The 24,712-nt window shown below is 43.9% G+C and carries 19 protein-coding genes; 7 read left to right on the forward strand and 12 right to left on the reverse strand.

Going from position 1 to position 24,712, the window contains the following annotated elements; genetic code table 11:
- Nucleotides 1-65: 65 nt before the first annotated feature.
- From KO501_RS08125 to KO501_RS08140, 4 genes are all read right to left on the reverse strand, one after another.
- Nucleotides 66-980: a dienelactone hydrolase family protein gene (locus KO501_RS08125; RefSeq protein WP_216029157.1), complete on the reverse strand. Its 915-nt coding sequence runs from the start codon at nt 978-980 to the stop codon at nt 66-68.
- A gap of 44 nt (nt 981-1,024) precedes the next feature.
- The gene (locus tag KO501_RS08130; protein ID WP_252728265.1) at nt 1,025-2,053 is read right to left on the reverse strand and encodes a proline iminopeptidase-family hydrolase; all 1,029 of its coding nucleotides are present in this window, start codon (nt 2,051-2,053) and stop codon (nt 1,025-1,027) included.
- Between the two features lie 70 nt (nt 2,054-2,123).
- Nucleotides 2,124-3,419 (reverse strand): patatin-like phospholipase family protein, encoded by a 1,296-nt coding sequence (locus KO501_RS08135; protein WP_216029158.1) that lies wholly within the window; start codon nt 3,417-3,419, stop codon nt 2,124-2,126.
- Nucleotides 3,420-3,579: 160 nt separating this feature from the next.
- The gene (locus KO501_RS08140) at nt 3,580-4,197 is read right to left on the reverse strand and encodes a DUF642 domain-containing protein (protein ID WP_216029159.1); all 618 of its coding nucleotides are present in this window, start codon (nt 4,195-4,197) and stop codon (nt 3,580-3,582) included.
- Nucleotides 4,198-4,417: 220 nt separating this feature from the next.
- Between KO501_RS08140 and KO501_RS08145 the strand changes: the two genes are divergently transcribed.
- Both KO501_RS08145 and KO501_RS08150 read left to right on the forward strand, forming a co-directional pair.
- Nucleotides 4,418-5,257, forward strand: a complete 840-nt coding sequence (locus KO501_RS08145) for a PPK2 family polyphosphate kinase (RefSeq protein WP_216029160.1) — start codon at nt 4,418-4,420, stop codon at nt 5,255-5,257.
- A 110-nt stretch (nt 5,258-5,367) separates the two neighbouring features.
- On the forward strand, nt 5,368-5,802 hold the full coding sequence (locus KO501_RS08150; RefSeq protein ID WP_216029161.1) for a thioesterase family protein: 435 nt from the start codon (nt 5,368-5,370) through the stop codon (nt 5,800-5,802).
- A 30-nt stretch (nt 5,803-5,832) separates the two neighbouring features.
- Here KO501_RS08150 and KO501_RS08155 read toward each other — a convergent pair whose 3' ends face one another.
- From KO501_RS08155 to KO501_RS08170, 4 genes are all read right to left on the reverse strand, one after another.
- Nucleotides 5,833-7,158 carry a PAS domain-containing methyl-accepting chemotaxis protein gene (locus KO501_RS08155; RefSeq protein WP_216029162.1) on the reverse strand — a complete coding sequence of 442 codons (1,326 nt, stop codon included), beginning with the start codon at nt 7,156-7,158 and terminating at the stop codon, nt 5,833-5,835.
- 256 nt (nt 7,159-7,414) lie between these two features.
- Complete coding sequence (locus tag KO501_RS08160) at nt 7,415-10,024, reverse strand: TonB-dependent receptor (RefSeq protein ID WP_216029163.1); 2,610 nt, start codon at nt 10,022-10,024, stop codon at nt 7,415-7,417.
- A 518-nt stretch (nt 10,025-10,542) separates the two neighbouring features.
- On the reverse strand, nt 10,543-10,929 hold the full coding sequence (locus KO501_RS08165) for a diacylglycerol kinase (protein WP_216029164.1): 387 nt from the start codon (nt 10,927-10,929) through the stop codon (nt 10,543-10,545).
- Between the two features lie 20 nt (nt 10,930-10,949).
- Entirely contained in the window at nt 10,950-12,572 is a 1,623-nt protein-coding gene (locus tag KO501_RS08170; RefSeq protein ID WP_216029165.1) for a phosphoethanolamine--lipid A transferase, read from the reverse strand.
- A 232-nt stretch (nt 12,573-12,804) separates the two neighbouring features.
- Between KO501_RS08170 and KO501_RS08175 the strand changes: the two genes are divergently transcribed.
- Nucleotides 12,805-13,476, forward strand: a complete 672-nt coding sequence (locus KO501_RS08175) for a response regulator transcription factor (protein WP_216029166.1) — start codon at nt 12,805-12,807, stop codon at nt 13,474-13,476.
- Between the two features lie 2 nt (nt 13,477-13,478).
- On the forward strand, nt 13,479-14,891 hold the full coding sequence (locus KO501_RS08180; RefSeq protein WP_216029167.1) for an ATP-binding protein: 1,413 nt from the start codon (nt 13,479-13,481) through the stop codon (nt 14,889-14,891).
- A gap of 139 nt (nt 14,892-15,030) precedes the next feature.
- Here KO501_RS08180 and KO501_RS08185 read toward each other — a convergent pair whose 3' ends face one another.
- Nucleotides 15,031-15,435, reverse strand: coding sequence for a hypothetical protein (locus tag KO501_RS08185; protein WP_216029168.1), 405 nt, complete (start codon nt 15,433-15,435; stop codon nt 15,031-15,033).
- 658 nt (nt 15,436-16,093) lie between these two features.
- Complete coding sequence (locus tag KO501_RS08190; RefSeq protein WP_216029169.1) at nt 16,094-16,876, reverse strand: AsmA family protein; 783 nt, start codon at nt 16,874-16,876, stop codon at nt 16,094-16,096.
- A 204-nt stretch (nt 16,877-17,080) separates the two neighbouring features.
- Between KO501_RS08190 and KO501_RS08195 the strand changes: the two genes are divergently transcribed.
- Nucleotides 17,081-18,976 carry a M1 family metallopeptidase gene (locus KO501_RS08195; RefSeq protein WP_216029170.1) on the forward strand — a complete coding sequence of 632 codons (1,896 nt, stop codon included), beginning with the start codon at nt 17,081-17,083 and terminating at the stop codon, nt 18,974-18,976.
- A 147-nt stretch (nt 18,977-19,123) separates the two neighbouring features.
- Entirely contained in the window at nt 19,124-19,735 is a 612-nt protein-coding gene (locus KO501_RS08200) for a Yip1 family protein (protein ID WP_216029171.1), read from the forward strand.
- Nucleotides 19,736-20,058: 323 nt separating this feature from the next.
- Here the strand turns inward: KO501_RS08200 and KO501_RS08205 are convergent, their stop codons facing one another.
- Complete coding sequence (locus KO501_RS08205) at nt 20,059-21,087, reverse strand: LacI family DNA-binding transcriptional regulator (RefSeq protein ID WP_216029172.1); 1,029 nt, start codon at nt 21,085-21,087, stop codon at nt 20,059-20,061.
- Between the two features lie 275 nt (nt 21,088-21,362).
- Between KO501_RS08205 and KO501_RS08210 the strand changes: the two genes are divergently transcribed.
- Entirely contained in the window at nt 21,363-23,579 is a 2,217-nt protein-coding gene (locus KO501_RS08210) for a GH92 family glycosyl hydrolase (protein ID WP_216029173.1), read from the forward strand.
- Between the two features lie 3 nt (nt 23,580-23,582).
- Here KO501_RS08210 and glf read toward each other — a convergent pair whose 3' ends face one another.
- Nucleotides 23,583-24,701 (reverse strand): UDP-galactopyranose mutase, encoded by a 1,119-nt coding sequence (gene glf / locus KO501_RS08215; protein WP_216029174.1) that lies wholly within the window; start codon nt 24,699-24,701, stop codon nt 23,583-23,585.
- Nucleotides 24,702-24,712: the final 11 nt, after the last annotated feature.

Consider the following 24,712-nt stretch of genomic DNA (forward strand, 5'->3'; position numbering starts at 1 on the left):
TGGCCCCCTCGCGGCGGAATGTTGTTTTCATCACGAGGGGGAAAATGTTTTTTAGATCCGCGACATCACCCTAAATACTGGTTAAAAAAGGCGATGGTACGCTGCCAAGCCAATTCGGCATCTTTGGGGCTATAGCGGCTTGTGGAGTCGTTATGAAAACCGTGCTGAGCTTTGGCATAAACATGGGCCGTATAAACCGCACCATTGTCTTTCAGTGTTTTTTCGTAATCCGGCCAGGTGGCATTTACCCGTTTATCATTTTCACCAAAATGTAACAGTAATGGCCCTTTCACTTGCTCTCGAAGCTCACCTTTTGCTGGAGTACCATAAAAAGGAACAGCGGCATCAATTTTATCGGGCAAAGCCGCGGCCAAAAAGTTACTGATGTAACCGCCAAAACAAAAGCCTACCACGCCCAGCTTATCCGTGGTTTTATCATGGGCACTTAACCACTCAGCGGCGGCAACAAAATCTTGTTCAATTTTGGCTTTATCCAGACTACTTTGCATGGCACGACCGTCATCATCATTACCTGGATAACCACCGAGAGGGAATAAAGCATCAGGAGCAAAGGCAATAAACCCAGCCATGGCCAAACGTCTTGCCACATCTTTAATGTACGGGTTAAGCCCCCGGTTTTCATGTACCACGAGTACCGCTGGCGCAGTTTCGCTTGCGGTTAACCCCGTGGGCAAGACCAAATAGCCGCTTCCTGTTCCATGCCCTTTAGGCGACGGAAACTCCTCGTAGGTGGCTTTGATGGCCGGATCATTAAACGACACCTGTTCGGCCTTGGCGTAATCGGGAATAAGGGCGCTGCCAATCACACCTACTGATAGTCCGGCTACAGACAATGACGCCAAACGGCTTAAAAAAGTACGACGATCAATGTCGCCATGGGCATATTCGTCGTACCAATCAAACGCCTCTTGGGGAATGGTTACTGGCGCGCTAGTTTCACTTACCGTCGATGATGTCATTATTAAAAACCTTCTTTGAAATACACTTGTTTATAGAAACCGTTTTATCTATTTACTTCAATACCAGAGTCTTTGCGGTTAAGCCAGTCTTTCAATATGGCTTCGGTGATGATGGGTCGGTCAGCATAGAAACCATGAGCGCCCCCTGGCACCACGGCTAACTCTGCCCCCGGCGTAAGCTTGATGTAATCTTGCACCGTATCAATGCGGGCCGAGTCGTACTGCCCAATCATAAAAAGGGTACGGCGACCATCAATCTTAGATAACAAATGGGTGGCATCATAGTGCTTAAGCACACCGGTTGATGAAAATTCACTGGGCCCCCACATTTTGTTATAAATAATGGGGTTAAAGCCTTTTCCGCCCACGTTTTGATAATAAGCCACTGCCGCGTTTGATGGTGCCTCAGGCTGATAATATGATGAATATAATACGGTGTAGGCATGCTGACAGGTGTCTTCTGCCGGCGGGGAGTCAGACTCACATTGCTTCAGAGTTTGTCTTGTATCTTCAGGAGCAGCCTGAACCAGCAGATTGGCGTCCATGATCCAGTGCGGTGTGGAGATAAAGGTACCGCCCAACACCGTAGACACCGTACGTTGTGGATATTTTGCGGCGTATTCCAGTGCCAACGCCGAGCCCCAACTATGACCAACGATATGCCAGCGCGCAATATTTAATGCACGGCGTATCTTCTCCAGTGATTCCACAAAACGCTCTACACGCCAATTTGCTTCATCGTTAGGGTGATCTGACTTACCGCTATCGAGTTGATCATACATTATGACCATGCGCTCACTGGCTAATCCCAACATACCGGCAAAACCATTATGGGTTCCGCCAGGGCCACCGTGAATAAAAATCACCGGAATACCATCAAGGTGTGATAAACCATTGACCCGCACATACACTTTTCCGCCCTCGACTTCCACCATCAGTTCCCGTTCAGGCGGACCAAAAGGTGCCGTTATATCCTTGCTACTATCGGCCTCAGTGCCTGTTGCTGACAATGGCGATAAAATAAACAGCGCCGTAATTAAAAGAGCCAGTACTGGTAGCCGGGTAATGTTCAATAGTGTGGTTCTCGTTGAATTTTGAACAATCAGTATAAAGCCCTTTTATGTGCGCCACTAGCGGCAAGTATTAACTTGTGATGCCTTTTTCGGTAAGACTACTTAATAACACTTTAGATTGCTGTTCACGCAATTGTTTGTACTGTTCCCAATCAAAAGATTGCAAAAATTCCACCGCTGCCTTGCAACCGTTCTCTACCAGCTTCTTTTTATCTTCAGGTGACATATCAAAATCTAACCAAGCAATACCGGTGGTATCAATTTCTTTAACCACCTGAGAATAATCAGCATAATGAGTGTGACGATACTCTCTGTCGCTGTTGCCTTTGGCAATATCCACCATATTGGTCAAATATTTTAACAACGAGCCATTATCAAACCGATCTACATCAAACCCTAACTTGGCGCCAAAGGTGGGCATTGACGGAATGATGCCAACGGGCGCATGGAATTCATCAAAGGGAAAATTAGACATCAATCCGCCATCGACAAAAGTTGCTTCTTTCCCGTACACCGCAGGATCCATCAAAGTGTGAGAAAACTCGGTTTGTAGCTGTCCCATAATGGTCTGATAAGAAGGAATATCCTTTAAAATGAACGGATCGAAGAAAATAGGCACAGACATGCTGGCGCGCGCAAAATCTGTCACCGGCACCGCAGCGTCTGCCCGATAAAATAAATTTTTGTGTTTAGGGAAGGTCACTTCAACACCGATAGACATACAACTCGCCTTCACCGCAAGATCGCTGAACTCCTGACCTTTAGTGAAAGCAAAACGGTCGGGATATACCAACTCAATGTCCTCAGGCAGCACCCACTTTTGCTCCAATTGTGCCACGGTGACCGCGTTAAAGGGTTTGAGAATTTTGTTTTCCATCCATTGATAAAACGCATCCCCAGGATTAAGCCCGCGTTTTTTAAATAGCCTAACGACGGCGCTTGCAGCGCCAATGGTAAAACGGAACACCTTGTGGCCTAGGCCTGATTTATTAAAATTCTGAATTAAGGTTCTAATGTTGCTAGGACCATCAACAAAACTAAAAAAAGCCACCTCGTCGAGCATACGAGCGATAGCGGGTGTTTTTTGTTGATCTGGCGTTCCCGCGGCACTGATACCAATAGCGTTAATGGCCCCCGCTGAAGCCCCTGCCACTTTACGAAATCGAATGTTGCATTGTTCAAGTACGTAGGTATAGCCCACCAGGCCTAGGCCCAACATTCCTCCCCCTTCCATCACTAAATCGACGAAGTAAATTTTGTTACCATCCTGCTCAAAATACACATCTGAATACGCTTTGTTTTTAAGTTCGTCAGGAATATTAAATGACGACAGTACTTGTCCAATATCGCTGGCTTGAGGATCCATGATAGCCTTCCCTGTTTACAATTTAACCAACATGCTAGCGCAGCAAGATAAATTTGCAACGGCTTTTGGGCAAATGAATAACGGGTAGACACAACAGCACTTTAGGTTTGTGAAGACATAAAAAAAGGGCCTTACAGGCCCTTTTTTCGCAATAAGGTAATTATCGTGCTTTTTTCATACGACGGGCGCCCACTAACAGCAAGGCTGCAGCAAAGGGGGCGAAAGTAGCAGGCTCAGGCACGCGAGTAACGTTAATCGCGTCGATTAAGTTACCTACCGTACCACTATTGATGGAAGTAAAGTTAATTGAAGCCAACGCGCTTGACGCTAAAAACGTGGTATCAAAAACAAGCCAGTCGCTTTTGGTATGATCATCCAGCACTTCAGAGTAAAGGGTATTACCTAACTCGTCGTTAATTTCAAACAGGAACGACTCATCATTATTAGTACGAGCTTTATAAGCAAACTCTACAGCGTATAACTCGTTAATGTCCGTACTAAAAGATTGGCTAACCACATAAGAGTTATTGTCACCATTTCGCGCGCCCCAAGCATTTAACTCTAACAACTGATCGCCCTCATAGGCCGTGGTGCCGCCAAAGGTATCCCAAATTTCAAAGTTTTGGCCATCCCAGCCATTCACATCACTGGCTTTATATTTTGCCCATGATCCTGAGGCCACACTATTGTCTTCAAAACTGCCATTAACAATCAAGTTTGCACTCACATTCGCGCTCAGCACTACCGCTAGCCCGGCTAATACTTTTACTAAATTCATTTTCTGTTACCTATCTTATGCCACAGTATCAACAGCCTGAATTTCGCTTTTGCGCTGTTAATGGTGAGTTGTTATCTGATAGGGTAAGTCTACGCAGCAATGCTTGGCTACAATAGGACAGTTGGGTATACATTTCGGTACAGATCTATACCGTTCGATATCCTACGCAGTCGATTTTCATTCGACTACCTTAAACATCTTCGACCATTCGGAGCCGCCCATGACCCAATACGTATCAGATATTGTATTGAAACAACGTAAGATCCGGTTTGACAAACTCGGTACCCCCTTGCAAATAAAGGACAAACAAAAGTACAAGTCGAGTCTAAAAAGATGGCAAAAAAAACTGCTGCACGTGCAACAGGCTTACTTTCATCAGCACAAACGTGCCATTGTTGTATTTGAAGGCTGGGACGCTTCGGGAAAAGGCGGCGCGATTCGACGATTAACCGAACAACTTGACCCCAGAGGCTTCGCCGTCCATCCCATCGCCTCGCCAACCGCCGAAGAGCAAGGCCGGCACTATCTTTATCGATTTCAAACCCGTTTACCTAAACCCGGTAGGATCGCTATTTTCGATCGATCTTGGTATGGCCGTGTTTTAGTCGAGAGAGTAGAAAGCCTTACCGAAGAGCGTGCATGGCGACGAGCCTATCAAGAAATCAATGAATTTGAACGTATGCTTACTGATGATGGCGTTCGTATTATCAAGCTATTTATGCATATATCACCTGAGGAACAACTGGCACGATTCCAAGAACGGCTGCACAACCCCTACAAGCGCTGGAAACTCACCGAAGAAGACATTAGAAACCGAGCTCGATGGCAAGATTATGAAGCCGCTACGGAAGATATGTTCGACTATACCGATACTAAACACGCGCCTTGGCATCTTATCGCCGCAGAACACAAATGGTTCGCCCGTATAAGCGTTATAGAAACCATCGTCAAAGCCTTAAGCAAGCACGTGGACGTTTCCCCTCCCCCTCTTGATGATGATTTTATAAAACTCGCAGAAGCATTGTTAGGTGTAGAAGGGCCTAAATCACCGGGTAAATGAGGGAGCTCACTTTCTATGGCTTGCTATTGAAATTGGATGTTTTTGTTAACCTAAAAGGCATTCTTTGTTAATGTGGTCAAACCAGATAGTTTTTTCAATAGGGATGAAGTATGAGCGATGCTCAAAAAACCTTTTTAACCCAGTTTCCCGATGCCCACTTAATTAACGTGGCATGGAGCGACATGGATGCCTTGCAACACGTAAACAATATTGTGTATTTCAAGTATTTTGAAATTGCGCGCATAGAACTGTTTCGTCATTCAGGGCTCTTTGATGCCTTGGAAAGTAACAAGATTGGCCCAGTATTAGCAGATAACTATGCTCGCTATAAACGCCCCGTGACTTACCCAGACCGTTTATATATTGGTGTTGGCGTCAGTGAAATTGGCAACAGCAGTTTTGTCAGTCAATACACGGTGTTTTCTGAAGCCCATCAAGGGGTGGTCTGTGAAGGTCAGGCGCGAATCGTCATGTTTAACTTTAAAACCGGCGAAAAAGCACCGATTAATGACACCATGCGCGCTTTCTTACAAACCCGCCTTTAACAATAAAGTGGGTAGTGCTCTGCTCACTTATTATTCGTCGGTTAAATTTAACCGACTGGTAAACTGCTCTACCGCATTCACCACCTCTTTTGCACCGTCTTGAATTTGGTCAATAACATCACCGGTTTCTTGGGCGTAATTTAAACCACTTCGTGCTTTTTCGTCACCCACATTCACCAACTCCACGGCCTCTGACGCTAACGATTGATTGTGCTTAACAACATTCACAATCTCTTCTGTTGCTTCTGTGGTACGAGATGCTAATTGACGCACCTCGTCTGCAACTACCGCAAACCCCCGACCTTGATCTCCCGCCCTCGCGGCCTCAATGGCGGCATTCAGTGCAAGTAAATTGGTTTGCTCTGCAATGGCGCTGATACTGCCGATAATCGTTGCTATCTGCTGAGATTGATCATCGAGGGCCCTGATACCGTCTTTCGCTTTATCCATTTGTTGCGACAACGATGACATTTCAGCCAGTAATTCACTGATCACTCCCTTCCCTCGGGTAGCGATTTTATCCGTGCTGTTCGATGAACGATAAGCGATTTCAGCGGCATTATTGACCGCATTCTCTTGCTGCACCTGCTCGGTGATATCGGTGGCCAGCTTTACCACCTTGTACATGCGGCCATGGGAATCACAGATGGGATTATAGGTAGCACCTAACCATACGGTATTACCATGGGCGTCAATACGCTCAAAGCGTCCCTCAACGAACTTACCATGGGATAGTTGCTCCCAAAACGTGGCATATTCGCGGGAATTTGCATATTCCGGGTCACAAAATATACGGTGATGTTTACCCTTTATTTGCTCTAAGCTGTATTTTACCGTACTTAGAAACGCCTCATTGGCATTTTGGATGTGACCGTGTAAATCAAATTCGATTACCGCATTCGATTTATGCAGTGCCGCCACCAAGTCTTCGTGTTCCTTGGATTTCGAAATAGTGCGAGTGAGATCGTTTAAATTCACTGAATATTTAAATATGTTTCCATTCACATCAAAAACGGGCTGGATAACACCCCGAAGCCAAGCCTCTTCGCCACCCCGGCGCAAAAACTCGATGGCACCAAAATAGTGATCTTTGTTTTCAATACACTGCTTTAGTTTTTTATAATGTTCCGTGCCCTTAGCTATCTTTGGAATGAATTCAAAAAACTGCCGTCCAATGACCTCTGACCGCCCATACCCCAGCACCCTTTCAAATAAATCATTCACATCTTGAATGTTGGCTTGACCATCTAGGTGTATGAAAATCATTTCTTCTCGAAGGCCCTCCCTCACTTGCCGCAACAAGTGTACTTGTTCACGTAATTCAGCATTTTCTTTTATAAGATGTTTATTAAACATAGGGCTTCCTTGACGGGATAAGAGAAGAGATAACGACTAGCTGTTGTGCCCATGTAATTTTTATAGCACACCGTATTAAGTTAGATTTAAAAACGACATAGAGCAAAAAAATTCTTATTAAATCTGTTAATTACCCTTTGCATTGATAATAGGCTTTTGCATACATGGCGTAAAAAAGACTCAGTAGCAAATAATAAAAAAGGCAGTGAGCGTGAGCTTACTGCCTTTTTTTAAGATTTAACGCGCTTACACTTGCTTAGAATCGAGCGACAAACTTGGTGTAGTAATAACCACCTTGCCAATCGACCACTGAGCCAGAGCTATATACACGACCACAACAGGCGTCGCCAGAGGTAGCGTCATTTACTTCATCAGGGTAGTTGTCGAATAAGTTACGTACGCCCACCACTAGCGATAAATCGCTTGAGATGTGATACGTGCCTTCCAAGTCAAACATAAACTCCTGACCGAAGGTTTGCGTACCCGTTTCTTCCCAGATAATAGAACCATCAGTAGCCGTTTCTACAGAGTCAATATTTTCGTACTCGCCGAAATACCGAACGCGAGCCGTCAATTGATAGTCATCTAGAGAATGCACAACAGAGAATACGCCACGTGTTTTCGGTGTAGAATGTTCAAAGTCATACATTGCTTCTGCATTTAAGTAATCACTAGGATCCGAATCGAACTCGGTGGTGTTGTAGTTCAAACTTAAAGTGAAGCGAGTATTACCATACTCAGATTTCAAATTGTAAGCAGTTACAAAATCCACCCCTTCAGTCACGGTATCGAAGGCGTTTTGGAAGTAGATAACCGCACCAATTGAGTCTGCAGTGGTTTGATCCGTAGCTGCTAACAGTTTCAGGTAATTATCGTACGCCTCTTCATCACCATCTTCATCAGAAGAAATATCCAACTCAGAGATGGAATACAAGCGATCTTCAATTTTAATGTTGTAGTAATCGAGGGTGGCAGAGAAATTACCTGATGTGTAGGTTATACCTAACGTACTATTGGTAGACTTCTCAGCTTTTAAATCTTCAGCGCCCAACGCTTGTGCCACTTCACTTGATGCGGGGAACAAGCCCTGCGCTACAGGAAACCCGTCAGGTAAGGTGGTAGACACGTTTGTCGTACCTTGTTGGCCTGGAGTCGGCGCTCGGAAACCGGTACCGAATGAACCCCGTACACCAAACTCATCAGTAATTTGGTACATCGCGGCTAACTTATAAACCAACTCAGAACCAAAGTCAGAGTAATCTTCGAAGCGAATCGATGCCTGTCCAAAGAGGTTATCAGTTAAGTCACCACTGAGATCACCGTATACGGCATATGAATCACGGCTATAATCCCCTGAATATTCAGGATCGTAGCCAGGGAAACCGTTAGAACCGACACCCATGATTTGATAAACCGGATCATCCTCGTCAGCACAATCTAGGCTAGAGCCACTTGCAATAACATCCAGACCCGCGGTTGTGGTACCGCCAGAGCTATCACAGAACCCCCATGGATCAGACGCAGAGTAAATACCTGCCTCGTAGGAAGCAGCATCACCCGGGATCAGGTCATACGTTTCATCCATATAGCTGAAACCAAACGCCAATACGTACTGATCGATATCGTAGAAGAAATCACCTTGAATTTGGAATTCTTCGTTAGACAACGAACCTGGGCTAAATTTGGTTGGTGTTGCATCGCCTAAAGAAGGGTTAATGGTATTTTCAAGGGTATAGGCGATTTCATCGTAGCCATAACGAGCGCTCAAATCATAACCTAAACCGCTATCTAAAATGCCTTTACCACCTAACACGATAGAATAATCAGTTACTTCACCGCTAAACACCGGCGTGAAGCCACCTGGGAAGATATCCGTTGGGCTCCAAATAGAACCATCTTCTAAACGAATGTCTTCTATGGTGCCGTTACCGGGGTAACGATAGAAAAAGTTAGTGGTACTGTCGCTCCACGAATAGTTACCGAAGGCATATAAATCTAGGTTGCTATTAACCGTATAACCGGCATTGAAAAAGAGTCGTGCAGCTTCGCTTTCAGGCTGGCCCCAAGGGTTCGCATTGTCAGAATCAAAATATTTGTTCGACATGGCTTTTTGGGCTTCTTGATAATCTTCAGATTGATCCGGTACACAGAACCAGCTTTCACAATACTGTTCAGCGCGGTCCGTACGTTCCTGATTCACATACTCAGCTGAAATACTTAGAAAGCCATTATCGCCTAGCGAGAAACCTTTGTTACCACTGATGGTAATAGAGCCTCCGTCGCCTTCGAAATATTGGCCTAGCTCAGCACTAAAAGATCCGCCTTCATCATTGTCTTTTAGGTTGAAGTTAATTACACCGGCAATGGCATCAGAACCATACTGAGCAGCTGCACCATCACGTAGCACCTCTAGCCCTTTAATTGCAGCGGTGGGAATGGTAGCCAAATCGGGGCCTTGTGTACCTGAACCACTGGTAGCAACAAGTGCTGAACGATGGCGTCGTTTACCATTAACCAAGACTAAGGTTTTATCTGTTGGTAGGCCACGCAAACTAGCCGGACGAATGAACGAAGCACCATCAGAAATAGGTTGACGACTGACAGAGTACGAGGGTACCAATGTCATCATCACGTCATTCATATCAGAAAACGACACAGAGTTGATTTCATCTTCGCTAATCACGTCCACCGGTACCGGTGAACTTGTGACAGAGCGAGGCGCTCCACGAGCACCAACAACGGCTATTTTCTCGACATTGTCTTGCGCTTCTGTTTCTTGTGCGTTTGCAACACCCATTACAGGTATAGAGAGTGTATAACTTGTTAGCCCGGCGAGTACCGCAGCATTTATTTTGTTGAGTTTCATCTTTACTCCTTTATTGCCTTAACTCATTTATTCTTCTGTGAAGCATTAAGATTGCTGTGAAATAACAGCCTTCTCGGAGAGTTGATCCCAAATGGGTGTTCCCAGTAATCGCAAGTAAAGCACCAAATTAATGCGATCCAATGATAAACATCTCGTTGATGAACTATCTTCTTGCTTCAAAAAGAGTAAAAAATCTACAGCATCGTAGGAAGAAACAAGTTTATTCAGGGGTATAGCTAAAACCTTGATCCAAGAATAATAACCTTTAAAATCATATAAATACGAAATTTATAAGGCTGGAATAATTTCGTCAAGATTTGTAAGTTAACAGAAATGATACAAATAAATCACCAAAACACGCCAATTCGGCACATAAATTGCTTGATTTACAATGATTTACCATCAACTGTGTGGATGTCAGCAGAATGTAAGCATTTGTATGATGGCTGAGCAATCGCTCTTTATCATCCGAAATATGCTCTGAATGTCAGGTATCAAATTTTTTGTTTATTTCTATTTCATACTAGTAGCAGATGATGAATTATTACTGTTATCCAAACTATTGCACATAATGCAATCGCCAAGAGTACAGCCGCAGAGCCTAAATCTTTCGCCAAACCCGATAATGGATGAATATCTAAACTTATCCGGTCTACCACAGCTTCGATGGCGGTATTAATGATCTCAGTGAACAAAATAAACACAACGGACCAAACCAGTATTAATTTTTCGTAGATACCAATATCCCATATACAAACCACGATTAAAGAAAATAGCAACAATACGACTTCTTGTTTAAAGGCAGCTTCATTTTTAGCGAGCCAATATAAAGCTCGACCTGAGTTTTTATAGGCAAGAAATAGACGCTTAGTACCTCTAGCCTTATTGGTGCTATCAAATTGCATGGTTAGCTCTCTTATCACGGTCAGAGGGAAGTACAAGAATTGAAAATATCGGTAGTAGGCCGATACTCCGAGCTGCTTACATGTGTAAGGCCTAAGAGCGTGTCAAAAATATTGTCGTGGGAAAGCGGCTTTATCTGCTCGTGTCGAACACAACGGTTAAACAAGGGTTTGTCTAACTTATTGCTCCAAAATAACATAGGAACGTGGGTTTGCTCCTTTGGCGCCAAGGCATAAGGGAATCCGTGCAGATATAGTCCTTTCTCGCCCAAGGATTCGCCATGATCCGATACATATAGAAGGGACTTGTCTGATATATCGCTATTTTTTAGCACTGATACTAGCTCGCTTAGCACCCAATCCGTGTAAACAATGGTATTATCATAGGTATTGATAAGTGCTTGATTGCTGCAATTTTGAATATCACTGCGTGGGCAATCCGGAATAAAAAGCTTCTTATCGTTAGGGTAACGACGAAAATAGGTTGGACCGTGAGAACCTATCATATGCAAAATAACCAACTGATGTTTTGCCTGGCTACTTGCAATTGTACGTGCCAATTCTTTCACCAGTATTTCATCGTAACAATAGTGTCCGTCACATAGTGGGTTATCCTGGCGAGGATTAATTGTCAACGCGTTAACACGGGCGCACACACCTTTACAGCTGCTATTGTTATCTATCCACGTGACCTCGACTCCGCTGCGTTGAATAATATCGAGAGCATTGTCTTGGCTTTGGGCCAAACGAGCATCATAGTCCTTTCTCCCCAAACGAGAAAACATACAAGGCACTGAAATTGCCGTTGCAGTGCCGCATGAAGAGACATCTTTAAAGTAAATCATGCCCAATCTAGTGGTAAAGTTATTGGTATCTCTGGAATATCCTTGTGATGAAAAATTGGCCGCCCGCGCTGTCTCGCCTACCACCATGACGGTCAATGATGAGATGTCACTATCTATAAGAACGGGAGTTTTATCGAGTACTGTAAAGGCTAGGGGGGGATAAAAATAACTGTCGCGCAAATACTTATAAGCCGCACTGTAAAAGGCGAAGGGCGTGATATAACTAGTAAGTTGCTGATTATTTCGCCCCACGGCTGCATAATCTTTGTAAAACGGCACGGCAATAAGAATACAACACAGACAAGCAATAGAATTCAATAAAATAAAGCTTTTTAGGCGACGACGAAAGTGTCCAACCACTTCAATTTTAAAAAATAAGTAGGCAGGCATTACACCTGTAAAAATAAAAAATACAACAACATGAACATTTAAATAGGATAAGGCTTCGCCGGAGTTCGTTTCGATAATATTTTGGAGCATACTTTTGTCATAAATCACGCCATAGTTAAAAGTCGAATAAAACAAGACTGAAGAAATCAGAACACTGACAATAATGACTGGCTTCACAAAAGTAATTAGTGATATACAGCTTAAAAAAATCACGAACAAACAAAAAAGAAGACATGGAATACTAATAATAAACAACCAGTTAACCTGATCTGAAAAAGTTACCGCTTGAAAAGATTTTGATAAAAACAACCCATTAAATGCAATAACTAAATACGTGGCAGCCAAGCAAACATATTGGCAATAGCTTAACTTCCATAAATTAGTAAGTAATCGGGAAAAATAAAGCTTCATACTTATTCCCTATCGCTAATTTTATTTAATAAGGAATAGGCGGGTTTTAGGATAATAAGTCTTACTGTCATAGCTGTACTCGGACACAAAAAGTGCGCAAATGCTAGACACCAAAACTTAAGAAAGGCTGACCAAAAGCTGAATGTTGTGAAAATGCACTCCCCTTAAGTCAACCTTAAGCTAAAGAGCGTAAACTAATGACTAATCAGCATGCTAAGTTAATGAATTACACATGAAGTTATTGATTATTGAAGATTCTATTTCGTTGCGACGTAGTCTAAGGTTAGGTTTAAAAAATCTTGGTTTTGCCGTTGATGAGACAGGAGACGGTGCTCAGGGATTAACCATGGCAGTGACGGGGGAGTATGAACTCATAATACTTGATATCATGTTGCCCAGTGTCGATGGTATCACCTTGGTTCAAACATTAAGAACGAAGCAACTTAGTACCAGAATACTAATTTTATCCGCCAAACATGAACCTGAAGATCGGGTCAACGCTATTTTGACCGGCGCCGATGATTATCTTACAAAACCGTTTTCCTTTGATGAATTGCATGCAAGATTAATAAACCTGATGCGTCGAGGCGAGTTAAAAACGACCAGTGATGTAATCTATGTAGACAATTTAGCATTGAATTTACAATTAAAATTATTAAAAATCGGAAATACTATTATCGACTTAACGCCCAATGAATATAGAATTGTTGAATGTTTATTTAATAATCAAAATAAAGTTTTTAGCGCAGAAAAATTAAGTAATCATATTGCAGGGCAATATGACTTGGTATCAAAAAACACAATTGAAGCTCATATATCTTCCGCCCGCAAAAAAGTAAGAGTGGCCGGTGGTGAATTGCCCATTCAAACTAAACGTGGTTTTGGGTATATGGTACAAGGATGACAATGCGGTCGATTCGCAATAAGTTGGTTATCACGCTTTCCCTATCAATTGCAGGATTAGTATTTTGCATTTTGTTAGCGATAGACATCGCCGTTGATAATTGGATAGATGACGAATTCGACCGGAGCATTCAAGCTAAAGCAAACATGCTGATGACGCTAATTCAAGAGGATAGTGAAGGGATTTTTTTCGATTTTTCAAGTCAATACATGACCGAGTTCAATAGTCATATCGAACCTGAATATTTTCAGGTATGGAATAAAGACAAGATTGTTGCCCGTTCAAAAAGCCTCGATTTGTTTCCCCAAAAAAATCTCCCTTTTAAAAAACTAGATATAGGTACATCGCAAATACAAGAAAACCCATTGCCTGATGGCCGCGACGGTAGAATTATATACATTCGATTTATGCCAGAAGTGGCCCTAAACCGACAACTAGCGGCGGACAAAGAATACAAAAAAGGAAAGGACGATGGACTCACCTTAGCCTATGCAGCCTCATCAGAAGAAGTTAACTTTATACTTTGGCTAATAGACATCATTTTTATTATCACGACTATCAGCGTGATCATATTCATTCGTTTATTTGTCAGAAAAGCCATCGATACCGCTCTGGCACCTCTAAGCAAATTAAATGAAGATATTGGTCAACTTAGTATTGTGGACAAAAATGCCCGTATTAGCATTGATGAACCCATAAAAGAATTATCTCCTATCGTAGATAGTTTAAATTTGTTTATAGAAGAGAATCGCCAACTCTACCTCCGAGAGAAACGCTTAACCTCTGATATTTCGCATGAAATTAAGACACCTATTGCCGAACTGATTAACCTAACTGAAGTATCAATACGTTTTCCCGCCGAAAAAGAACTTGCCGCAAACTTCAAACCCGAGGTTTTGCAGATAAGTTTACGACTAAAGAAAATCGTCGAAAACCTATTGATTCTACACAAATATCACGACGGAGAGCTCCCTAAAAAGGATGCTTGCGACCTAAACCAAGTCATTATGAGGATACTGGAACACAGTGATGTATCTTCCATAGAGTTTCATTTAGCAAAGGATCTACCGGCGATTGTAAGTAACTTGTTTGCGCTCGAATCGATTATTAGTAATCTTGTGAACAACGCGAAACAATACAGTCCTTATGATTCAAAGGTTATTATTACCACCTATAGCCTAAAGAAATCACTTGTTTTCTCTGTCACTAACCCGCTTTGCAATCCATTAGACAGCAGCGATCTTCATCAACTCTTCGCTCCCTTTTGGCAAAAAGACGCCGCCCGCTCCTCCCGCGATAATTTTGGTCTTGGCTTATCTATTGCGAAAACACTCAGCTTGGCCATTAATGCTAATCTAGAAGCCGCAGTGGAAAATAATACCATTACTTTCAGGCTAGTATTGCCAGTTAAGTAACTTTCACTCTGTATGAAGACGGTATATTTGCAGTGTTAATATTAGGAAGTACAAACGCGGGAGATACAAAAACGGCTCATGGCACCGAATGAGGATGCAACATGAACCGTTGGGGCAGATTAACAGTTACGATTAAAACTTAGTTGTCTTTTTCGCACTCGCTAACATCACCGCCCATTTTTTCTTTCATTTTTACGCAAGCTTCATACATCTTATCTGACGCTGCATCTTTTAATTCGTCACCTTTTTCGGCGCCATCGTCCATCATGTCAGAGGCTTTATCTTTACCACTTTCATAAGCCTCAGTAGCCATTTCTTTTCCGCCTTCGTAGGCATCAGATGCGGTATCTTTTGCTTCATCCCATGTGTCAGATGCCATCTCTTTGGCACTTTCCATAGAATCGCTCATGGCTTCGCCTTTATCGTCCATTTCCGACATCATTTCTTCTTTGACGTCACCTTTTGGCTCTTTGTCTGAATCTGTACAGGCTGTAACCCCTAAAGTAGACAATAATAATGCTAGCGCGATTGTTTTAGTTTTCATTGTGAAGTTCCTTTTGTCTTTAAATGTGGAATGTAAATAGGTAAATCCGCTAAAACGTCGTGTTTGCTGACTCATGCAATATCATGATGCAACCACGCCATTCTATTGAAACTTATTAGTTTGCAGTCTAGCCTAATTACCCTATTAAGCTAGCCTTTTGTGTTTTAAAAATCACCAATTATAAGAAACCCATAATGGCCTCTCAAAGGTGGTTAACTGCTACCTAGCGTATAGGACTAATAAAGTGAACAGCAATGAACATGCCATTAAATACAAGTCCCGACTAAAAACACCCAATTTGCCAGTAAATGCCCGCCACTAAGCAATGGTAACTGAAGATAATCGATTGCATTGATCTTACCGACCTCTGTAAGTTACTTAATTTCAAAGTAAAAATTCGCGTAAGCCAAACCACGCTTTTGTAATGCCACTTAAAGGATTAGAGGGTACTGCTAGGTTACTGGTACTGGCGCCATGGCGCCCCCTCAGACAGGTGTCGCAAATTACAGACTGAAATTAAGGGATAGAAGAACCAACTTAATTAAAACGAAAGGTGACGTTTAGGTTTGCAGTTAATAACGAAACTTCGCTTTTTATCCTGTACAAAAAAAGCCTTGTTGCAACACAACAAGGCTTTTTAACCATGGTAGAACCGATATTAATTAAAAATATCTTTTAATTTATCTTTGCCCTTTTCCATCAGCTTTTCTTTTTCTTCGTCAATTTTCTCTTGTACTTTTTCTTTGGCTTTTTCTGCCAATACTCTTTTCGCTTCGGCTTTTGCTTGGGCAATCACATTATCGAGCATCTTACTAACCACAGCAGCGCCCACTTGGTCGGCGGGTAACCCATCCGGTTGGCCAATAGAACCGGCGCTGAAAGTCGGCAAGGTTACATCGTACACTTTTTTGTCTAGCTCAATATCACCGGTATCGAGTTTTTCAAAATTCAGCGTTAGCTTGGCATTGCTTACCGTAATTTCATCAACAATGAGTTTGGGGTTGGCGCCGTCTGATTCGCTAGGTGTGCTTTCACCTTCACTGGCAGGTAAATTTTCCATCAAGTTATTTTTAAGTACTAACAAGTTACCCTGACCACTGGCATCCACTTCGTATAAAATTTCCGGAGCATCCACCGTGATCTCCTGAATACGGTAAGGTTCTTGGGTGGCACCGGCTAAGTCGAGGGTGACGCCATCTAAACTAAAGGCATCTTCTTCACTAAATCCATCTGGGTTTTCCACATCAATATCGGTGATGGTTAATTTACCCTCGCTAAAAGAGAGATCCACCGCGCTCACTGTCACTGGGGTGGCCAAATACTTGGTCCCTTGGGTTTCTATTTGTGTGCGAATAAAATCGTTCGCTCCACTTGCCAGATACACCACGCCTCCGGCGATGATCACAACAATTAACAGTAAAATGACCAGAACTTTCTTCATTATTATCTTCCCTTCATAATTTAATCTTGGCTGATACCTTTAAGTATACTACGGCGTACATCCCGATAGCGATTAATCGGTGAAGCACTTCGATTTATGGCGTTTGCCTTTTCGCCAACGCCCTAGACTGTTATGGTGAATGTTACGCTGAACATGCATCAGGCTTGTCAGCCATCAGACTAATTTGAAGAGTAAAGGAAAGCAATGAATAAACTCTCATTGGTGCTGTTAAGCGCACCGCTTTTATTCGCCTGTTCAGATCCAGCGAATAAACCACCAACCCCGACAGAAAATATGGCCTCCGAGACAGCCCATACCGCAGCCATTGTCTCTGGTACAGACTATCATTCATTTTCTAACCCCGATGAAGTGCGGGTAACCCACCTTGATTTATCCTTAACTGCCGATTTCGATTTACATGAACTTATTGGTTCGGCAACACTGGATTTTAAACGGGTGAAAGACGATGCCGATACACTCATCGTCGATACCCGCGACCTTGCCATCAAGCAGGTTACAGTAAATGGCGAACCCGTGGATTACGCCCTTTCTGATCCCGATGAAAACCTTGGTAGCGCCTTGTCTATTTCGCTCCCAAAACAAGCCAGTCAAGTTACCATTGAGTATGCCACCTCAGCCAACGCATCAGGCGTACAATGGCTTACACCGGCTCAAACCCAAGGTAAAAAACATCCGTTTTTATTTACCCAAGCACAAGCCATTCACGCTAGAAGCTTTATTCCCCTGCAAGACTCACCGCAGGTGCGTATCACCTATGATGCCCGTATTCGTACACCGAAAGATTTGCTGGCTGTAATGAGTGCCTCTAACGACCCTGATACCCCAAGGGATGGCGATTACTCCTTTACCATGCCCCAGCCTATCCCGTCTTATTTGATTGCCCTTGCCATTGGCCACCTGGATTTTAAAGCCATGGGCAAGCGCACCGGTGTCTATGCAGAGCCAGAGATCTTAGATGCTGCCGCCGCAGAATTTGAAGACACCGAAAGCATGCTTGAGGTAACAGAAAACACCTACGGCCCCTATCGCTGGGATCGTTATGACCTGCTTATTCTGCCCCCATCCTTCCCCTTTGGTGGCATGGAAAACCCACGGTTATCCTTCATTACCCCCACTGTGATTGCCGGTGATAAAAGCCTAGTATCCCTTATTGCCCACGAACTGGCCCACAGTTGGTCAGGCAATACCGTGACCAATGCCACATGGCGTGATCTATGGTTAAACGAAGGCTTCACCACCTATTTAACCTACCGCATTATGGAAATGGTTTATGGTGAACACCGCTATAATATGGAAGCCGTATTGGGTTATCAAAGCTTACAAGCAGACTTAAACGCCTTGCCGCCTAAAGACCAAATTTTGGCCATCGATCTGCGCGGTCGCAACCCCGATGATGTGTTCTCCGACATTCCCTATGAAAAAGGCGCCCTATTTTTGCGGGAGTTAGAACAAAAAGTGGGGCGGGCGAATTTTGATGCTTTCTTAATGGCTTATTTCGAGCATTTTGCTTTTCAAAGTATCACCACAGATACATTCGTGGCTTACCTAAATGACACCCTGCTTAAACAATATCCCGAAAAATTAAGCAAAGCCCGTATTCATCAATGGATTTTCGAACCTGGCTTACCTGAAGGTGCCCCTGTGCCGGAATCCGATGCCTTCGATATCATCGATACCGCCCGCCAAGCTTGGTTAAATGGCGATATTCATGCGGCACAAATTAATACTGCTCAGTGGACCACCCATGAATGGTTATATTTCTTAAATAATATGCCAAAAGCCTTGTCTGATACCCAATTACAGGATTTAGACTCGGCCTTTAACCTAACTCAAAGCAGCAATAATGAAATTGCCCATAGCTGGCTGTTAATTGCAGTCAACAATGAATACAAGCCGGCCTACGACAGACTGTATGATTACTTAGTGCACATAGGTCGCAACAAGTTAGTTAAGCCCCTTTATAAGGCACTGGCTCAAACCCCGGAAGGCAAAGCCTTTGCCAAAAAAGCGTTTGAAGAAGCCAAACCGGGTTACCACCCCCTCACCATCCGTGTGAATAAGGGGTTCGTTGAAGACTAATTCTGCTAGTGAGTTCACACAAAAGGTCAGCGTTATGCTGGCCTTTTTTATTGCTCAAATATAACCGGCTGTTAATTTTTGTGGATTATTGTGAATTTTATGTTAATAATGAATATGTACATAATTTCGCCAGCAGGAGTGTTGAGTATGAGCAATCACATATGGGGCTTGATGCACCATCCCGACAAAGAATGGCAGCACATTAACAAAGAACACGAAACCGTTAGTCATTTATACACACATCATGTGCTGTGGTATGCCTTGATCCCCGTGTTCAGTGCCTTTATTGGTACCACCCGTTTCGGCTGGACATTTGGTGGCGAGGACGCTTTTCAAGTTTCTGTAGCCACTGGCATTGGTCTAGGCGTGATTTTCTACCTACTTATTCTTTGTGCTGTGGCCGCAGTGGGGAATATTATACATTGGATGGCGAGAAAATATCCCCAGCGCCCTTCTCGCGCCGAGTGTATTGTGTTTGCAGGCTATACAGCAACCCCCTTGCTACTCAGCGGCGTGGTCGCCCTATACCCTGTTTTCTGGCTGTGCGTGTTTGCCGGCGTTGTGGGTTTGTGTTACACCGCATACCTGCTCTATGCTGGCACCCCCACCTTTTTAGGTATCAGCCGTAAAGAGGGCTTTATTTTATCCACATCCACTTTATGCCTTGGGGTGTTGGTACTGGAAGCCTTGATGATAGCCGTGGTGGTGTTGTGGAGCATGGGCTCTGAGCACAGCATTATATGGCATTTCTTTAGATAGTGGCGTCCAAATAGCCCCGCTACACATTGTTACTTCGTTCAGTTCTCGCGCTCGATGTTTTCCATCGGGCGATTCGTATAGTCAGACGAAAGCCATGTAGGGTGATGAAAAATCCCAACGTTCCCTCAGTCTCGTTATAGTTTCATCCAAGTGTTGTACTTCAGAATTGAATTTGCGTGTGGCCTTGAACCGCGTTTTTTAAAGCAATGTTAACTTGTTACAATAAGGCAGTACGCAAACAAAATGTAAAAGGTTACACTGGTAAAACATACAATGTATGAACAAGCAGTTTAGCTCTAGCACAGAGATTCAGTAACGGGTAATTATTCACCCATCGAAACGCGAGTCGAAGGTGCAGGACCGGAACTCTGTCTCTCTAACAATTGAAAAGGCATGATTTCTCGCGACCTGTGTAAAGGTTCGCGGCGAATTTTGCGAATTAACACTTCTACCGCCCGCTTACCCATTTCGTAAGCAGGTTGATCCACGGTCGTTAGTGGCGGATCAAAATAGGCAGAAACCCTCACGTTATCAAACCCTGTAACGGAAATATCGGCAGGAATTTGTAACCCTTGTTTTTTCAGTTCGTATACTGCACCAATAGCAATGTCATCGTTTAAGCAAAAAAGTGCGGTGGGCACTTTAGTCTGCTTCAATAACTGTTGCACGCCCTCAATGCCAGTTTCAATAGAATAGCTTTCTCCTACCACCTGCTCATCAGTAAGGGGAATACCTTCTTCTGCCATGACACTTCGAATACCTGCTAACCGATCAATATAGATTTGACTGGCACGTTGTCCGGCAATCACACCAAACTGAGTGTGGCCATAGGCAATAAGGTGATGGGCCAGCGCTCTGCCCGCCGCATAGTTATCTAACTCAACATAAGGATATTTGCGACTTCCGTCAATGCGCTCACAAACACTCACCATAGGCACATTTTGCGCTAACTCCGTATCTTGTTCAGAAAAAGGGAAGGTATGATCCAGTTGAATTAACCCGTCTGCCCGGTTCGATAGCACCATACCTGCATATTCGTGTTCTCGCTGGATTTTGCCCTGAGTGTCACCTAACAATACCGAATATCCCTGCTCTTGAGCCGCTTGTTCTATACCTTCAATAATGCGCATGAAAAATGGGTTAACAAGATTAGGTACCAGTACAAGCAACGAATTAGATTTCCCAGTTTTAACACTGGTCGCCATCCAATTCGGTCTATACCCAGCTGCCTTAACGGCTTTCATCACTTTTTCACGGGTATGCTTGGCCACTAGATCAGGGGTTTTTAAGGTTCTGGAGACCGTCGCAGTAGATACCCCTGCCAGTTCACTTACCTTTTTTATATTTGTCATTAGCCTTGTGTTTCCATAACCATATTTACCTAACATGCGCGCGGTGTTTAATGATCACACTATGTTATCAGGATGGCAAGTACAGATGTAATCGATTACACTCCATATTAATTGTTAGTACGAAAACTGGCAAGTGTGAGGGAAAGTGCATTATGCAATGCATGTAAAATCACACCAAGCATAGACTTAGCCATTTTTATCACGGGCAGTTTCATTCTGTCACACAAAGGGCTAATGGCTGGCGGAAAGCTGGTATTCACAATGAGTAATCATCCATGACACGTATTTTAATCTTTATCCTTAGCGCCCTTTCGCTTCATGATGCAGTGGCAGGTAACAGCGATTATGTGGATCCATTCATTGGCACATCTAATTTTGGTGCCACACACCCTGGCGCCCAATACCCCCACGGCATGGCATCCGTCTCGCCCTTTAATGTGGCCTTTGGCGACAAGCTAAATCCAACCCAAAAAGATGAAGCGTGGAATTCCCGGGGCTACATCTACGAAAACGGTTTTCTTACCGGCTTCAGTCACCTTAACTTAAGCGGTGTAGGTTGCCCGGAAGCCGGCGTAATGTTGCTTATGCCCACCACCGGCGAAGTAAACGCCGATCCCCGTCAGTACGGCTCTGCCTATTCAAATGAACACGCCACCCCCGGTTATTACCGTACTCATCTGGATAAGTACGATATCACTGCCGAAGTTTCTAGCACCTTACGTACAGGCATTAGCCGGTTTACCTTCCCTGCCGGACAGGCCAATATTCTGATGAACTTGGGTTTAGGGTTAACAAACGAAACCGGCGGCATGGTTCATGTGGTGTCTGATACCGAAATTGAAGGTATGCGCACCGTGGGTACATTTTGCTATCACGCCGACGCGGTACGCCCGGTGTATTTTGTTGCCCAGTTCAGCAAACCGGCAACCCAACAGGGCGTTTGGAAAAAAATGCCCGCCTATAAAAACGTGGAAGCCCAATGGGTAGGTTATAACGATACCATCAAACCTTATGTGAACTATCGTGCACCTATGGCGGGCGACAATGTGGGCGCTTGGCTTAGTTTCGATACAACTGAAAACGAATCCATTGAAGTAAAAGTGGGGATTTCTTTTGTCAGCATTGAAAATGCCCGAGAAAACCTCGCCGCGGAACAAGATGGTTTTGCATTCAATGACATAAAAGCGCAAGCCAAAACCGCTTGGGATACTTATTTAGATCGAGTAGAGGTGGAAGGTAAAAAAGAGGATAAAATTAAGTTTTATAGCGCACTGTATCATACCCTCATCCACCCCAATATATTTCAAGACACTAACGGTGACTATCCGTTAAACGGCCAGTATGAGGTAGGCAATAACGGTGATAAAAACCGGTATACGGTATACTCACTGTGGGATACAAACCGAAATGTACATCCATTGTTAAGTCTGCTCTACCCTGAGCTACAGGCCGATATGGTGCGCTCTGCCATTGCCATGTCACAAGAAAGCGGATGGTTGCCTAAATGGGAGTTATACGGCCTAGAAACCCATGTCATGGTGGGCGATCCAGCCACCCCCATGATTGCCGATACCTATTTGCGCGGCATCACCGATTTTGATATCAACGCGGCCTATCAAGCCATGCAGCGTTCAGCCGATGAAACAGAAAACAACCGCTTACGCCCTGAAAATAAAGACTACCTGCATTTAGGCTATGTGCCCGTTGATGATGAAGGCCCCTATGACGGTAGTGTATCCACCAGTTTAGAGTACTATTTAGCCGACTATAACCTTGCCCGCTTGGCCGAGGCGCTGGGCAAAAAAGACGATGCGAAACGGTATATGGCTCGCGCCCAACACTATCGGCGTTTGTTTGATCCCACCACCGGCATGCTGCGCCCCAAAGACCGTCACGGTAACTGGTTAACTCCCTATGACCCCGAATTAGGTCGTAATTTTGAGCCTGCACCTGGCTATATTGAAGGCAATGCTTGGAACTATCGCTTTTACGTGCCCTTTGATACCCCGGGGTTAATCGACCTCCTCGGTGGAGAAGACGGGTTTATTCATGCCCTTGATCAAACTTTTAAGACCAATAACTTTGATATGGCTAATGAACCAGATATTACCTATCCATTTTTATACAATTTTGTACCTGGCCAAGAAAAAAGAACCGGCTCTCGGGTAAAACAGCTTATCGATGAGCACTTTTTAACCACGCCCGGTGGGATCCCAGGTAATGATGACACCGGCGCCTTATCGGCCTGGCTGGTCTACAGTATGATGGGATTCTATCCTATGAGCCCGGGTGACATGAATTACGCCCTGTTCACACCCGTATTTGATAAAGTGACCTTACACTTAGATGAAAAGTACTATGGTGGAAAAACATTGGTAATTGAAAAAGCCTCTGAGGCCCAAACGTCACCGATGTGGAATAATCAGTCTTTAAATGACTATTTTATCTCCCACCAAACTCTGACTTCAGGCGGGGTATTGCGCATCCGCTAACCCCTACCCTAAATGCGTCTTTGCTAACTGCAAAGACGCAGCCACCGTATCGTCCATATCGTAATACTTATAATCCGCTAACCGACCGCCGAAAATATATTTATCTTTATAGGGTGGTGTGTTCGCTAACGCCTTATAACGGGTTAACAACCCATTATTATGCTCATCGTTCATGGGGTAATAGGGCTCGTTATCCTTGCTGTATTCATGGGGATATTCCCGGGTTACCACGGTATGAGGCTGGGTACCAAATTCAAAATGTTTATGTTCAAGTATGCGGGTGTAGGGCACGGCTTTGTCGGTATAATTGACCACCGCATTGCCTTGGTAGTTATCTTGTTCAAGCACTTCTGTTTCAAAATGCAGGCTACGGTATTCCAGCTTGCCTAACTGACAATCAAAAAACTCGTCAATTTTACCGGTATACAATACTTGGCGCGCCTGTTTGTCTAGCTTGGCTTTATGCTCAAAATAATTAATGTCGGTACGAACCTCAATGCCTTCTAACAAAGCGTCGGTCAGGGCATTGTAGCCACCCACCGGGATCCCTTGATACAGATCGTCGAAATAATTGTTATCAAAGGTAAAACGAAAGGGAAGACGTTTAATAATAAAGGCGGGAATTTGGGTGGCAGGTCGCCCCCATTGCTTTTCGGTGTAGCCTTTTATAAGGGTTTCATACAAATCTCGCCCACCCAGATACAAGGCCTGTTCTTCTAAATTCTGCGGCGTTAGGTGGCGGTAATCTTGGCGCTGCTCGGCAATTTTCGCCTTGGCTTCAGCAGGCGTTTTCACCCCCCATAATTGGTAAAAGGTGTTCATGTTAAACGGCAAGTTAAACAGCTTACCTTGATAGTTGGCAATGGGAGAATTCACATAGCGGTTAAACTGCACAAACTGATTGACGTAATCCCACACCGCCTGGTCACTGGTATGGAAAATATGGGCGCCATATTTGTGCACGTTAATACCGGCGATATTTTCACAGTGAATGTTACCACCGGTATGGTTTCGTTTGTCTATCACTAACACCCGTTTACCGGCTTTCACCGCCTCATGGGCAAACACAGAGCCAAACAGCCCTGCTCCAACAATTAAGTAGTCGTACTGAAAACCTGACATTTTTTTGCCTG

Origin of the sequence: Alteromonas sp. C1M14, assembly GCF_018860965.1 — a bacterium.
Classification (GTDB): domain Bacteria; phylum Pseudomonadota; class Gammaproteobacteria; order Enterobacterales; family Alteromonadaceae; genus Alteromonas.

What these genes read in the sequence shown, in the direction of transcription:
- KO501_RS08125 (WP_216029157.1), bottom strand. Translation starts at nt 980, where the DNA reads ATGACATCATCGACGGTAAGTGAAACTAGCGCGCCAGTAACCATTCCC.
- KO501_RS08135 (WP_216029158.1), bottom strand. Translation starts at nt 3,419, where the DNA reads ATGGATCCTCAAGCCAGCGATATTGGACAAGTACTGTCGTCATTTAAT.
- KO501_RS08140 (WP_216029159.1), bottom strand. Translation starts at nt 4,197, where the DNA reads ATGAATTTAGTAAAAGTATTAGCCGGGCTAGCGGTAGTGCTGAGCGCG.
- KO501_RS08145 (WP_216029160.1), top strand. Translation starts at nt 4,418, where the DNA reads ATGACCCAATACGTATCAGATATTGTATTGAAACAACGTAAGATCCGG.
- KO501_RS08150 (WP_216029161.1), top strand. Translation starts at nt 5,368, where the DNA reads ATGAGCGATGCTCAAAAAACCTTTTTAACCCAGTTTCCCGATGCCCAC.
- KO501_RS08155 (WP_216029162.1), bottom strand. Translation starts at nt 7,158, where the DNA reads ATGTTTAATAAACATCTTATAAAAGAAAATGCTGAATTACGTGAACAA.
- KO501_RS08160 (WP_216029163.1), bottom strand. Translation starts at nt 10,024, where the DNA reads ATGAAACTCAACAAAATAAATGCTGCGGTACTCGCCGGGCTAACAAGT.
- KO501_RS08165 (WP_216029164.1), bottom strand. Translation starts at nt 10,929, where the DNA reads ATGCAATTTGATAGCACCAATAAGGCTAGAGGTACTAAGCGTCTATTT.
- KO501_RS08170 (WP_216029165.1), bottom strand. Translation starts at nt 12,572, where the DNA reads ATGAAGCTTTATTTTTCCCGATTACTTACTAATTTATGGAAGTTAAGC.
- KO501_RS08175 (WP_216029166.1), top strand. Translation starts at nt 12,805, where the DNA reads ATGAAGTTATTGATTATTGAAGATTCTATTTCGTTGCGACGTAGTCTA.
- KO501_RS08180 (WP_216029167.1), top strand. Translation starts at nt 13,479, where the DNA reads ATGCGGTCGATTCGCAATAAGTTGGTTATCACGCTTTCCCTATCAATT.
- KO501_RS08185 (WP_216029168.1), bottom strand. Translation starts at nt 15,435, where the DNA reads ATGAAAACTAAAACAATCGCGCTAGCATTATTATTGTCTACTTTAGGG.
- KO501_RS08190 (WP_216029169.1), bottom strand. Translation starts at nt 16,876, where the DNA reads ATGAAGAAAGTTCTGGTCATTTTACTGTTAATTGTTGTGATCATCGCC.
- KO501_RS08195 (WP_216029170.1), top strand. Translation starts at nt 17,081, where the DNA reads ATGAATAAACTCTCATTGGTGCTGTTAAGCGCACCGCTTTTATTCGCC.
- KO501_RS08200 (WP_216029171.1), top strand. Translation starts at nt 19,124, where the DNA reads ATGAGCAATCACATATGGGGCTTGATGCACCATCCCGACAAAGAATGG.
- KO501_RS08205 (WP_216029172.1), bottom strand. Translation starts at nt 21,087, where the DNA reads ATGACAAATATAAAAAAGGTAAGTGAACTGGCAGGGGTATCTACTGCG.
- KO501_RS08210 (WP_216029173.1), top strand. Translation starts at nt 21,363, where the DNA reads ATGACACGTATTTTAATCTTTATCCTTAGCGCCCTTTCGCTTCATGAT.
- glf (WP_216029174.1), bottom strand. Translation starts at nt 24,701, where the DNA reads ATGTCAGGTTTTCAGTACGACTACTTAATTGTTGGAGCAGGGCTGTTT.